The organism is Antribacter soli, from assembly GCF_021568775.1.
Taxonomy (GTDB): Bacteria; Actinomycetota; Actinomycetes; order Actinomycetales; family Cellulomonadaceae; genus Antribacter; species Antribacter soli.
The window spans coordinates 215,554-227,532 of the sequence record NZ_JAKGSG010000022.1; the positions used below are offsets into that span (position 1 = coordinate 215,554).

Annotated in this window: 11 protein-coding genes and 1 riboswitch; of the genes, 5 read left to right on the plus strand and 6 right to left on the minus strand. The window is 73.7% G+C overall.

Annotated features, from left to right (window positions below):
• Nucleotides 1–55: 55 nt before the first annotated feature.
• Together L1785_RS06840 and L1785_RS06845 are read right to left on the minus strand one after the other, a co-directional pair.
• Complete coding sequence (locus L1785_RS06840; RefSeq protein WP_236088453.1) at nt 56–760, minus strand: Crp/Fnr family transcriptional regulator; 705 nt, start codon at nt 758–760, stop codon at nt 56–58.
• A gap of 153 nt (nt 761–913) precedes the next feature.
• A complete protein-coding gene (locus L1785_RS06845; RefSeq protein ID WP_236088454.1) occupies nt 914–2,509 on the minus strand; it encodes an MSCRAMM family protein in 1,596 nt (531 codons plus the stop codon).
• Nucleotides 2,510–2,732: 223 nt separating this feature from the next.
• Between L1785_RS06845 and purS the strand changes: the two genes are divergently transcribed.
• From purS to L1785_RS06860, 3 genes are read left to right on the plus strand one after another with little or no spacing between them, the layout of a single operon-like run.
• The gene (purS, locus tag L1785_RS06850; protein WP_236088455.1) at nt 2,733–2,993 is read left to right on the plus strand and encodes a phosphoribosylformylglycinamidine synthase subunit PurS; all 261 of its coding nucleotides are present in this window, start codon (nt 2,733–2,735) and stop codon (nt 2,991–2,993) included.
• Complete coding sequence (purQ, locus tag L1785_RS06855; RefSeq protein WP_236088456.1) at nt 2,990–3,703, plus strand: phosphoribosylformylglycinamidine synthase subunit PurQ; 714 nt, start codon at nt 2,990–2,992, stop codon at nt 3,701–3,703. Before purS ends, purQ begins: the two co-directional genes overlap by 4 nt.
• Before the next feature lie 20 nt (nt 3,704–3,723).
• The gene (locus tag L1785_RS06860) at nt 3,724–4,794 is read left to right on the plus strand and encodes a GNAT family N-acetyltransferase (RefSeq protein ID WP_236088457.1); all 1,071 of its coding nucleotides are present in this window, start codon (nt 3,724–3,726) and stop codon (nt 4,792–4,794) included.
• On the opposite strand, the gene L1785_RS06865 is transcribed toward L1785_RS06860, so the two are convergent.
• Nucleotides 4,772–5,350, minus strand: coding sequence for a hypothetical protein (locus L1785_RS06865; protein WP_236088458.1), 579 nt, complete (start codon nt 5,348–5,350; stop codon nt 4,772–4,774). The genes L1785_RS06860 and L1785_RS06865 overlap by 23 nt on opposite strands.
• 46 nt (nt 5,351–5,396) lie before the next feature.
• The gene (locus L1785_RS06870; protein ID WP_236088459.1) at nt 5,397–6,233 is read right to left on the minus strand and encodes an MBL fold metallo-hydrolase; all 837 of its coding nucleotides are present in this window, start codon (nt 6,231–6,233) and stop codon (nt 5,397–5,399) included.
• A gap of 129 nt (nt 6,234–6,362) precedes the next feature.
• Between L1785_RS06870 and L1785_RS06875 the strand changes: the two genes are divergently transcribed.
• Nucleotides 6,363–8,243 carry a glycoside hydrolase family 3 C-terminal domain-containing protein gene (locus L1785_RS06875; protein WP_236088460.1) on the plus strand — a complete coding sequence of 627 codons (1,881 nt, stop codon included), beginning with the start codon at nt 6,363–6,365 and terminating at the stop codon, nt 8,241–8,243.
• A gap of 36 nt (nt 8,244–8,279) precedes the next feature.
• On the opposite strand, the gene L1785_RS06880 is transcribed toward L1785_RS06875, so the two are convergent.
• Nucleotides 8,280–9,542 carry an O-succinylhomoserine sulfhydrylase gene (locus tag L1785_RS06880; protein ID WP_236088461.1) on the minus strand — a complete coding sequence of 421 codons (1,263 nt, stop codon included), beginning with the start codon at nt 9,540–9,542 and terminating at the stop codon, nt 8,280–8,282.
• Nucleotides 9,539–10,030: a rhodanese-like domain-containing protein gene (locus L1785_RS06885; RefSeq protein WP_236088462.1), complete on the minus strand. Its 492-nt coding sequence runs from the start codon at nt 10,028–10,030 to the stop codon at nt 9,539–9,541. The genes L1785_RS06880 and L1785_RS06885 overlap by 4 nt, the downstream gene beginning before the upstream one ends.
• Nucleotides 10,031–10,309: 279 nt before the next feature.
• Nucleotides 10,310–10,424: riboswitch (SAM riboswitch) on the plus strand.
• Nucleotides 10,425–10,456: 32 nt separating this feature from the next.
• On the opposite strand from L1785_RS06885, the gene L1785_RS06890 reads away from it, so the two are divergent.
• Complete coding sequence (locus L1785_RS06890) at nt 10,457–11,881, plus strand: aminotransferase class V-fold PLP-dependent enzyme (protein WP_236088463.1); 1,425 nt, start codon at nt 10,457–10,459, stop codon at nt 11,879–11,881.
• The last annotated feature ends 98 nt before the right edge of the window (nt 11,882–11,979 follow it).

An 11,979-nucleotide genomic window follows, 5' to 3' on the forward strand; every position in this document is an offset into this window, starting at 1 on the left:
GGGCCGCCCGGCTCTGGCGGCACGACGCTCGTGATGCGATCGTGACCGGTTTGTCCTACCGTGCGCCATCCGCCTCCGCGCGGAGGCGCTCGACGTCGGGGACGGTCAGGTGCATCCGGCCCGTCATGACCAGGCCCTCGGCCCGCAGCACGTGCAGGTGCTTGACCACCGTCTCGCGGGACAGGCCCGCCCAGGACGCGAGCTCGCTCTGGCTGCACCGGATGGTGACCACAGAGCCGCGTGGCGACGGAACCCCCGTCGCGTCGGCGAACCGCAGGATCCAGCGGCACAGGAGCGTCCGGGTGTCCGTGACCGCCGTGTCGACCCACTGGTTCTCGACCTCGTGGACGCGGGTGGCCAGGCTCCGGACCACGGCCTCGGTGACCGAGGGCATCGTGACGATCAAGGAGCGGAGCACCGACGGGGACAGGTCCAGCACCTGGCCCGCGCTGGCCACGCGTACCGTGCTGAGCGCCCGGCGGCCCGTGCACGCCTCCGGCAGCCCCACGACGTCGCCGGCCCCGTAGGAGCTCAGACGGACCAGGTGCCCGTCCGGGCTGACGTACGAGGCCTCGGCAGTGGCCGTGAGGAGGACCGCGAGCTGCGCGGGGCGCTCACCTTGGCGCAGGAGCACGGTCCCGACCACGCCCGACGCCGTGCAGCCGAGGGCCAGGAGGCGACCGCGGTCGCGCTCCGGCATGCGCCCGAGGAACGACGTCGGTGTCACCCTCGGCGTGCTCGTCGACGGATAGCTCGACATGACACCGCCCGTCTCAGCGAAGGGTGCCCCCCTCCTTCCGACGGTACGCCGCGCCGGCCAGGGTCACCGGATGAGATTGGCGGTGTCATGGGTGGAGTGAGGGGTCCGTCCGGACGGCGTGCCGTCCGGACGGAAACAAAAACAAAGTAAAACTCAGTGTGGGTAGGTGGACGACAGCCCGAACGCGCCGTGCGGTAGCCCGCCGAACCCGGCGATGCCGCAGAGCGCCGCCTCGGTGGTGCCCGCCGGGGCATCGACGATCGTGGTCAGCGTCGTCGCGCCCGCTGTGACCTGGCTGGCCACCAGCTCGCCGGTGGCTTCGTGGCAGACGAGCACGATCACCTTGTGCAGCTGCGCGTTGGTGAACGTCAGGTCCGGGACGCCGCCCGTCCGGTCGGCGCACGTAGAGGCTGTGTTCACGGTGACGTTCTGCGGAGCACCGCCGGTGTAGCCCGGCGGCACGGTCGTCTCGGTGACGGTGTACGTGCCGAAGGGCACGTTCGCGCAGAACACGCCGGTCGATACCTCGGTGAGGACGATCGCGCCCGGGCTGGCGGTGAACCCGGCACCCGCGAGCGGCTGGCCGTTGTCGTCCACCTTGTGCACCAGGATCGAGCCGGACAGCCGGTTCGTGAACGTGCAGACGACGTTGTCGTCGGCCGCGAGGTTGATCGTGGCGGTCCTGCCGGACACCGATGTGGTCCCGCCGGTGCACACGATCGACACGAGCTCCCCAGGCGCGTCAGCGTTCTCGGTCACCGTGTACGTGCCCGCGAGGACACCCGTGTACGCCTGGCTCCCGCCCGAGAGCAGGGAGAAGGTGGCCGGGTCGAGGCCGCCCGTGGTCGTGTACCCGAAGCTGCCGGCCGCGCCGGGGGGATCGGTCACCTTGTTGATCGTGATCGAGCCGCAGTTCGAGATGTCGACGGTGATCGGCTTGATGAAGTCCTTGAGCTGCGACGTGAACGACGTCGACGACCGGCTCTTGAGGAAGGCGCTGCCGAACGACACGCACTCGCCGGTCTCGCCGAACAGGAAGTCGAGGTCGACGCTCGCCTCGCCGAACGTGCGCGGGTCGAGCGGGCCGAGCCCCGCGGACTCGGCGTCCGGGATGGCCGAGCTGTTGATCGTCCCGGTCGCCTGGCCGATCTGGGTCAGGTCGGTCGCGCCGCCCCAGGCCGTGCCGGTCCACTCGCGGGCCAGGATCTGCGCCGTCGCGCCGCCCTGGTCGAGGCGGTACTCGAGCAGCAGGTCGCCTACGGTGCGGACCTTGTTGACCCCGTTGCCGCAGTCCGTGCCGGACTGGTTGAGCTCGAAGTCCATGAGCGTGGTGCCCGACGGGTCCTGCACTCGGGACCAGAACAGGTGGAGGAATCCGGGGTCACCCTCCTCCTCGTACACGCCGAAGTCGAGCAGGTCGCTCTTGTTGTTCGGGATCGACCCGGTCGTCGTGGTCGGGCACGTGTCGTCTTCCTTGGCTCCGCCCGAGAACGAGTCGTCGTTCCGGCCGGTCGGCTCGTCGTCCGCGACGGCGAAGTTGACGCTCGCCCAGTCGTCGGCGCCGGCGTCATCCACCTTCAGGTTGGCGTCGATGTCGATCTCGAAGTTGCTCCCGGCCAGGGTTGCCACAGGGTGGCTGGCCGAGGCGGAAAGGGCCTGCGTGACCATCAGGGGCAGCATGAGGCCTAGACAGGCGAGGAGCGCGAGGTGCCGCCGGGATCGCCGGCGGCTGGTGGTTGCTGGGGGCATGGCTGGTCCCTCCCGAGGAGTCCTGGGGGCCGGTCCGCGCGTCATTGCGCGGGTGTCGGCCCACAACTCACCTTCTGCCCCGCGCCGCGCGCCCTCTGCGTACGGATACCCACAGCAAGGGGTGAAACCCGGCGGCGGTGCATGTCACTGCCGGGGGCCGGTGTGACGCTCCGCGCCACCGGTAGACTTCTCCCCGAATCCCCTCGTCTTTCAAGGAGCCCCCGTGGGACGCGTCGTCGTCGAGGTCATGCCCAAGCCCGAGATCCTGGACCCCCAGGGCAAGGCCGTGGTCGGTGCGCTGCCGCGCCTCGGCTTCACGCAGTTCACGAGCGTCCGGCAGGGCAAGCGGTTCGAGCTCGAGGTGGACGGCGACGTCACGCCGGAGATCCTCGCCGCCGCTCAGGAGGCCGCGACCACGCTGCTCTCCAACCCGGTGATCGAGGACGTCGTGAGCGTGGTGGACGCCACCGAGGTGCCGGCATGACCCCCCTGAGCGGCGCCCGCATCGGCGTCATCACCTTCCCGGGCACGCTGGACGACCGCGACGCGGCCCGCGCCGTGCGCCTCGCCGGTGCCGAGGCCGTCGCGCTGTGGCACGCGGACGCGGACCTCCAGGGGGTCGACGCCGTCGTCCTGCCCGGTGGCTTCTCGTACGGCGACTACCTGCGTGCCGGCGCGATCAGCCGGTTCGCCCCCGCGATGACCGCCGTGGTGGACGCGGCCCGCGGCGGGATGCCGGTGCTCGGCATCTGCAACGGGTTCCAGATCCTCACCGAGGCGCACCTCCTGCCCGGCTCGATGATCAAGAACGACCACCTGCACTTCGTCTGCCGCGAGCAGTCGATGATCGTGGAGAACGCGAAGACCGCGTGGACCAACCAGTTCCAGGCCGGGCAGCGCATCACGATCCCGCTGAAGAACCAGGACGGCCAGTTCGTGGCCGACGAGCACACGCTCGACGAGCTCGAGGGCGAGGGCCGCGTCGTCTTCCGCTACGACGGCTGGAACCCGAACGGCTCGCGCCGCAACATCGCGGGCATCACGAACGAGCGCGGCAACGTCGTCGGACTCATGCCGCACCCGGAGCACGCGGTCGAGGCGGGCTTCGGCCCGGCGTCGGCCGAGGGCCCGCGGGCCGGCACGGACGGCCTGGCGTTCTTCACGTCCGTCCTGTCGTCCCTCGTCGGCGCCTGACGCAGGGGCTTTCCCTCGTCGTGCCCGACGCGGTCGCGGCCCTGGTCCCCTGGGACGATCCCGACGCCGTGCGCCTGCGCGACCTGCAGCAGGCGGAGCTCGCCGTCATCTACGGCGACGACGAGCCGGACGGCGAGGCCGGCGATGCCGCGGAGAGCGAGAGCGTGGACCACGTCGACCCGGCGAGCGTCGTCGCGACCGTGCTGCTGCGGGTCGACGGCGAACCGGTGGCGTGCGGGTCGGTGCGGGACATGTCGGGCCTGCCCGACGGGCGCGGCGGGGTCCACCCGCCCGCGACCGGCGAGATCAAGCGGATGTTCGTCGATGTGGGGCACCGCGGGCGCGGGCTGTCGCGCCGGGTCCTGACCGCGGTGGAGGCCGAGGCCGCGAGCGCCGGGCTCCGGCACCTCGTGCTGGAGTGCGGCACGCGGCAGCCCGAGGCGATGGGGCTGTACCTCTCGATGGGGTACCTGCCGATCGACCGCTTCGGGGTGTACGCGAACGAGGCGGGCTCGCGCTGCTTCGGCAAGGACCTGTTCCCCGCCGCCGAGGCGGCGCGCGCCGGCGTCGGACCGCGCGAGGGCGGGAGCGAGCGGCTGGACCTCCGCGTTGTCGCGTGGGACGACGCCGATGCCGCCGCTCTGCGGCGCGGCATGTTCGCCTTCAACTGCGAGCGGTACCCCGACCTCGAAGCGAGCGTCGAGGCGCGCGGCGGGTACCCCGCGGTGGACGCGCGGATGGGCGAGGGCATCCTGGCGACGCTCGTGGCGTACCGCGACGGAGAAGCCGTGGGCTGCGCGTCGCTGCGCCCGGCGTCGGACGGGGCGCTGGAGGTGCGGACCGTGTTCGTGCGCGACACCGCGCGCCGCTCAGGCGTCGCCCGCCGGCTGCTCGCCGCGCTCGAGGACGTCGCGAGGGAGAACGGCGCCCAGTCCCTCGTGCTCGAGACCGGCGTCCGTCAGCCCGAGGCGATCGGGCTGTACCGGGCGCTCGGCTACCGGCCGGTGCTGCCGTTCCCGCCGCACGACCAGGACGACGACCCGTTCGGCCTCTACCTGGGCAAGCGCCTCACGCCCTCGCCGTTGCCATGAGGAGCATCGTTCCGGGCAGCAGGGCCACCAGGTAGTAGACCGCCGGCACCATGTCGCCGGCGACGAGGGTGGCCACGATGATGACCGCCATGGTGCCGATCACGGTCCAGCCGACCCAGGCCGCCAGCAGCCCGCTCGCAAGGAGCGCGACGCCGAAGAGCGCGATCGCCGACGGCGTGAGGATGAAGTAGGTCCAGAGCCACCACGACGGAAGGTCACCCCGGGCGAAGGCCGCCGGGTCCGTCACCCGCGCGGACAGGTGCATGATCCACGGCACCAGGCCCGCGAGCGCGAGCACTCCGCTGGCGAGGGCGACGACTCGTGCCGCACGATCGTCGACGCCGAGCGCGAAGAGGATGATCCCGCCGACGACAACCGCAGCCCCGACGCCGAACAGGACGTTCGCGAGGGTCCACTGCGTCTCCGACGCCAGGATGTGCTGCAGCCGCCTGTCCGAGGACGACTCGGGGAAGACCCGGAAGGAGACCGGCAGCACTGCCGCGACGATGAACACGGCACCCGCGAGCACCGCGATCGCGCTCAGCCGAAGGGCCATCACCGAACCTCCTTGCCGTCACTCTGACACCAGCGTGGCGCAGTCGCTAGCCGTCCCCTGCGAGGTAGGCGAGCTGCGCCGCCACCGTCTGGCGGGCCGCGGGCAGCACGGACTCGTCCACGGCGGCGTAGACCAGCCTCGCCACCGCCTCGACGAGGTCCGGGGAGACCCGCGGTCCGGCGTCGGACAGCCTGAGACTGCCCAGCGCCGAGCGCACCTGGTCGAGCCGCTCCAGCCGGTGCACGCGGTAGGCCCGCACGGCGGCGGCGAGGTCGGGCAGGGGCTCGCCGTGCCCGGGCAGCGCCAGGGTGCCCGACGCCGGTGGCGCGCCTCCCGGCACCATCTCGCCCGGGAGGCGCTCCAGCAGGTCGAGGCTCGCGAGGTACTGCCGGAGCGACCCGTCCGGCTCCGCGATGACCGTGGTGCCGCGGCCGAGCACGGTGTCGCCCGTCAGCACGACGGGCGCTGCGCCGGGCGCGGTCACGGCGAAGCACACCGAGTCGGCGGTGTGCCCGGGCGTCGCCACGACCTCGATCTGCAGGCCTACCGCGTCGATCACCTCCCCGGCCCGCAGCGGCTCGCCGCCGTGGCAGTGCGCGGGGTCGGCCGCCCGGACGGGCGCGCCCGTGAGCGAGCGCAGGCCGGGCGACCCGGCGGTGTGATCGGCATGGCGGTGCGTGACCAGGATCAGCTCGACGGGCCCGGCGTCGGCGAGCGCGGCGAGGTGGCCGACGTCGTCCGGGCCGGGATCCACGATCACGCACCCGCGCGCACCCGGGGCGCGCAGGGCGTACGAGCGGGTGCCGTCGAGCGTCATCGGGCCGGGATTGTCCGCCCGGAGCACGGCGGCGGTGGACGTGATCGGGACGGGTACGGCGGGCATCACGCCCACCGTAGCCCGCAGCGCGCACCGCCCCCACCTCGGGCGTCGCTGATCTGCCCGGTTGTGGGCCCGGCGGTCTCGGTGTGTGATCGATGCGACACGTGAGCCACGCGACGAGGGGACCGCAGGATGCCGCAGGAGGTCGAGAGCAGGCACGGCACGCGCTCGTGCGCGCTCGCGCTGGCGACCGCCCTCGTCGCGGGGTCGGGCGCCGGCGCCCTGCCCGGCCACGGGTCGGGACACGAGGTGCTGGTCCGCGCGGCCGCGCCGCTCACCTTCGTCGCGGACGGTGGCGAGGCGCAGGTCGGGCTCCGCGTCGTGGTGGCCGACGGCGGTCAGCTCGCCCGGCAGGTCACCGTCGCCTGGTCCACGGGCCGGGGCACCGCGACGCCCGGCGACGACTACACGCCGGCGTCGGGCGAGGTCGTGTTCCCGGCGGGCACGCCCTCCGGTACGGAGCTGACCGTCGCTGTCCGGATCGCCGACACCGCCGCGGGGGAGACGGCCGAGACGATCCCGCTGACGCTGACCCTGAAGCCGGCGGGACAGGACGTGGGGATCGGCGCGGGTCCCACCGTGGTGGTGGACGCCCACGACCTGCCGTATCTCGACCCGGTGCTGCCGGCCGAGACCCGCGTGGCGGACCTCCTCGCACGGATGACGCTCGACGAGAAGGCCGGCCAGCTCACGCAGGTGGAGCGGGGGGACGTCGCGGGCGACCCCGCGGGCGTGGCGAGGCTGGGCCTCGGCTCCGTGTACGCCGCGCCCGGCTCGGCGCCGGTCCCGAACACGGCTGCGGGCTGGGCGGAGACCGTCGACGGGTTGCAGTCCCACGCCCGCGCGACGCGCCTGCAGGTGCCCCTCCTGGTCGCCGCCGACGCCGTGCACGGGCACGGCAACCTGCCCGGGGCGACGCTGCCGCCGCACAACATCGGTCTGGGAGCCACGCGTGATGCCGAGCTGGTCGGTGCCCTCGACGCGATGGTTCGCGAGGAGCTGGCCGCGACGGGCGTGACGTGGCCGCTCTCGCCGGGGCCCGCGGTGGCGGACGTCCGATCGGGGCGGTTCTACGAGAGCCTCGGCACCGACCCGGGCGCGGTGGCCGCTCTCGAAGGAGCCCGGGGGTCCGGGCCGGCGGACGGCCTGACCCGACAGGCCCTCGAGGGATCGGCAACGCCGGACGACCTCGCGGCCGCGGTGGCCGCCGGCACCGACACGTTCTACGCGCCCGGACAGGCCGCGCGCGTACGGGACGCGCTGGTCGGCGCCGTGCAGACGGGTGCCCTGCCCCAGGCGGTGCTCGACGCGGCCGTGGGCCAGGTCCTGGCCGCCAAGCTCGCGCTCGGACTCTTCGAGCGGCCCTTCACGGACCGCTCGGCCCTCGCGGCGGTCGGGTCGCCGGAGCACCGGGCCCTGGCCCGGCAGGGCGTGGCCGAGTCCCAGGTCGTGCTGAAGGACGACGACGTCCTGCCGCTGGAGGCCGGTCAGCCCCTGTACGTGGCGGGCCGCTCCGCCGACGACCTGGGCAACCAGGCGGGCGGCTGGACGGTCACGTGGCAGGGTTCCTCAGGCTCGCCCACCGCGGGCACGACGATTCTCGGCGGCCTGCTCGAGCACGGCGCGCAGGTGACCTTCAGCGCGGACGCGTCGGCTCCGCTCGACGGGTACGACACCGGGGTGGTCGTGGTGGGCGAGACGCCGTACGCGGGCGCGTTCGGCGACGTCGGCGGGCCGCAGTGGGCCTGGGACCGGGCCGACGCCGGCCGGCCGCGCGAGCCCAAGTCCCTCGACCTGCAGCCGGGCGACGCCGCGGTGGTGCAGAAGGTGTGCTCGGCCGTCCCGTCGTGCGTCGTCGTCGTGGTCTCGGGCCGGCCGCAGGCGTTCGACGCCTCCGCCGCCGACGCCGTCGTCGCCGCCTGGCTGCCGGGCACGGAGGGCGGGGGCGTGGCCGACGCCCTCTTCGGGACGGTCCCGTTCACGGGAACCCTCCCGGTGCCCTGGCCCCTCTGACCGGGGGCAGGTCCGGGAGCCGGCCGCGGCCGGGCCTCAGCTCGCGGCCAGCGCCTGCTCCAGGTCCTCGACCAGGTCGGCCGGGTCCTCCAGGCCGACCGAGAGCCGCACCGTGGTCTCCGCGATGCCCACGGCCGCCCGTCCGGCAGCGCCGAGCTTGCGGTGCGTCGTGGTCGCAGGGTGGGTGATGAGGGACTTGGCGTCTCCGAGGTTGTTCGAGATGTCGATGACCTGGAGCGCGTCGAGGAAGGTGAACGCGCGCTTCTTCGCCGCGTCGTCGTCGGTGCCGGCGGGCACGGCCAGGTTGAACGTGACGACGGTGCCGCCGCCGGTCATCTGCGCCAGCGCCAGCTCGTGCTGGGGGTGCGACGCCAGGAACGGGTACCGCAGCGACACCACGCCCGGCAGCGCCTGGAGCGCCTCGGCCACGTGGAGCGCGCTCGCGGTCTGCGCCGCGACGCGGACCGGGAGCGTCTCGAGCCCCTTGAGCAGCGTCCACGCGTTGAACGGGGACAGCGACGGGCCGGTGTTGCGGATGAAGGTCTGGACCGGCCCGTTCACGTACTCGTCGGACCCGAGGATCGCCCCGCCGAGCACGCGTCCCTGGCCGTCGATGTGCTTGGTCGCGGAGTAGACCACCACGTCCGCGCCGAGCTCGAGCGGCCGCTGGAGCAGGGGCGTCGCGAAGACGTTGTCGAGCACCACGGTCGCGCCGGCCGCGCGCGAGAGCGCCACGACGGCCCGCACGTCGACGAGGTCCTGCATCGGGTTGGACGGCGTCTCGAAGAACACGACGTCCGCAGGGGTGGAGAGTGCGTCCTCCCACTGCGACAGGACGTGCCCGTCCACGTAGTCGGTGCGAACGCCCCACTTCGCGAAGATCTCGTCGAAGATGACGACGCTCGAGCCGAAGAGCGCCCGGGCGGCCACGATCCGCGAGCCGCTCTGCACCAGCGCGGCGAGGGCGGTGAACACCGCCGACATCCCGGTCGCCGTGGCGTAGCACGCCTCGGCGCCCTCGAGCAGGCGCAGGCGCTCCTCGAACGTGTGCACCGTGGGGTTGCCGTAGCGGGAGTAGACGAACCGGTCGAGGTCGCCGCTGAAGGCCGCCTCGGCGTCGGACGCGGAGTCGTACGTGTAGCCCTGGGTCAGGAACAGCGCCTCGCCTGTCTCCTGGAACTCGGTGCGGGCGTGGCCGCCGCGCACGGCCAGGGTGGCGGGACGGACGGTTCGCGGCAGCGGCTTGCGGCCGGAGCCGCCGGGGACCTCGCCGGGCCGGGATGCGCCGGTGACGCTCACTTCGCCTCCCCGGTGCCCGACGTCGCACGGCTCGCCTCGGGCGCCCCGCCCGCCTCCAGCGTGGGGAGCCACGGCAGGCCGGCGACCTTCCAGCCCTCGCGGTCGCGGACGCCGTCGTGCCCGGGAGCGCCTTCGAAGCCCTCCAGGACGTTGTACGAGGGGCCGATCCCGGCGCTGGTGGCGAGGCGGGCCGCGCCGATGCTGCGCTGGCCCGAGCGGCACAGGAAGACGACGGGCCCGGCGGTGACACCCGCGGCCTGGATCTGCGTGAGGAACGCCTGGTTGGGGCGGCCGTCGGCGTGGACCCACTCGGCGAAGACGGGCTGCTTGCCCAGCGTCGCGGTGTCGGGGACGCCGATGACCCGCCACTCGCCCGTGGTCCGGACGTCCACCAGGACGGCGGCCGGGTCGGTGGTGAGCAGATCCCAGGCCTGCTGGGGGGTGATGTCGCCGGCGTAGCCGTCGGCGGGGCGCGCTTCGAGACTCATGGCACTCCTCCATCGATCGTGGCGGTAGCACCCTCGCCCGGGCGGCCGGCCCGGACGATGTCCGTTCCGACGAGCCCGCGGGTTGCTGCGGCGTCGACGTGCCACGTCACTCGGCCGCTCGGGATGGTCCCTGCGATCGTACGACAACGCGTCCGGTGGGTGGGACGCCGTCTTACGCGTGCCGAAGTGGGCGGAGACCGTCCACCTCCTCTGACCATCATGTGAGACCAGCGTCCCATTCCTTGACGCGATCGGCGGCGCCCCGTCAAGATTGCGCAAGGTCATGAGCGCCAGCGCGAAGCCCCGGCTCGCTGGCCGGCAACCCTCCTCCGCGGTGGGGTGCCCCGGGTGACGACCTGGCCGCGCGCCACGAGGCGGGCGGCAAGCGCGGGGGCACCGTCCCCCAGGACCCCCTGGAGAGATGCCATGACTGCGACTGTCGAGTCCGCCCAGGACACCCGGAACCCCGCCGGACCGCTGCTGCCGGTGGTCGGGCACGACACGCTCGTCCCGCTCGTGGACGGGCGGCAGGTTCCCTACGCCAACCTCGACGTGGCAGCGAGCGCCCCGGCGCTCAAGGCCGTCGCGGACCGGGTCGTGGAGGTGCTGCCGCTGTACGCGAGCGTCCACCGCGGCGCCGGCTACCTGTCGCAGGTCTCGACCGCGCTGTACGAGGCGGCGCGCCGCACGATCGGCGACTTCGTCGGGGCCCGCGAGGACGACCTCACGATCGTGACGCGCAACACCACCGACTCGCTCAACCTCCTGGCGGGGTGTGTGCCCACCGGCGCGGACGGCGAGCCGGGCCGGGTTCTCGTCCTCGACGTGGAGCACCACGCCAACCTCCTGCCCTGGCAGCGCGACACCAACGCGACCGTCCTCACCGGCGCCGCGACCGTGGCGGCGACGATCGCCGAGCTCCAGGAGGAGCTCGCCGACGCGGTTGCGGCCGGTGCACCGTACGCGCTGCTCGCGGTGACCGGCGCGTCGAACGTGACGGGGGAGTCCCTGCCCCTCGACGAGATCGTGGCGGTCGCCCACGCCGCGGGGGCACGGATCGCTCTCGACGGCGCCCAGCTCGTGCCGCACCGCCGCTTCTCCCTCGCGGAGAGCGGCGTCGACTACGTCGCGTTCTCCGGCCACAAGACGTACGCGCCGTTCGGCGCGGGTGCCCTCGTCGGCCGGGCCGACTGGCTCGACACCGGCACCCCGTACCTGGCGGGCGGGGGCGCGGTGCGCCGCGTGCGCACGACGGAGACGGTCTGGCAGACCGGTCCCGCGCGGCACGAGGCCGGCTCCCCCAACGTGATCGGCGCTGTCGCGCTCGCGGCGGCGTGCGAGGCGCTCGCGGCGCTCGACCCGGAGGAGGTCCGTGCGCACGAGGGCAGCCTGCGGCGCCGGCTGGTCGAGGGCCTGGAGTCGATCGACCGCGTGCAGGTCGCGCGCGTCTGGGAGGACGCGGCGGACCCGGTGGGTGTCGTGACGTTCACGGTCGCGGGCTACGACCCGGGCCTCGTCGCGGCCTACCTGTCCGCGGAGCACGGCATCGGCGTGCGCGACGGCCGGTTCTGCGCTCACCCGCTGCTCGGCCGGCTGGGCTTCGACGCCGGCGCGGTGCGGGCGTCCGTGGGCGTCGGGACGTCGGGCGAGGAGGTCGTGCGTCTCGTCGAGGCCGTGCAGGCCCTCGTGGCGGACGGCCCCGGGGCGGCGTACGACGTCGTCGACGGGCTCTGGGTCGTGACGGACGACCCGCGCCCGGTGCCGGCCGGCAGCGGCCTCGCGGGCCTGCTCGCCACGGCGGCCGCGGGCTTCCTGGCCGACGCGGCCGGCTGCGTCCCCGACATCGACTGAGCCGTAGGTGCAGCGCAGGGTGAGGGCCGAGGAACGAGGCACGCGCCCGGAGCGGAACCGCAGGCTCAGGCGAGAGACAACCTCGACTGAGCCGTAGG

Coding starts and splice junctions, on each gene's coding strand:
- L1785_RS06840 (WP_236088453.1), bottom strand. CDS start 760: ATGTCGAGCTATCCGTCGACGAGCACGCCGAGGGTGACACCGACGTCG.
- L1785_RS06875 (WP_236088460.1), top strand. CDS start 6,363: ATGCCGCAGGAGGTCGAGAGCAGGCACGGCACGCGCTCGTGCGCGCTC.
- L1785_RS06890 (WP_236088463.1), top strand. CDS start 10,457: ATGACTGCGACTGTCGAGTCCGCCCAGGACACCCGGAACCCCGCCGGA.
- L1785_RS06845 (WP_236088454.1), bottom strand. CDS start 2,509: ATGCCCCCAGCAACCACCAGCCGCCGGCGATCCCGGCGGCACCTCGCG.
- L1785_RS06870 (WP_236088459.1), bottom strand. CDS start 6,233: ATGCCCGCCGTACCCGTCCCGATCACGTCCACCGCCGCCGTGCTCCGG.
- L1785_RS06885 (WP_236088462.1), bottom strand. CDS start 10,030: ATGAGTCTCGAAGCGCGCCCCGCCGACGGCTACGCCGGCGACATCACC.
- L1785_RS06865 (WP_236088458.1), bottom strand. CDS start 5,350: ATGGCCCTTCGGCTGAGCGCGATCGCGGTGCTCGCGGGTGCCGTGTTC.
- purQ (WP_236088456.1), top strand. CDS start 2,990: ATGACCCCCCTGAGCGGCGCCCGCATCGGCGTCATCACCTTCCCGGGC.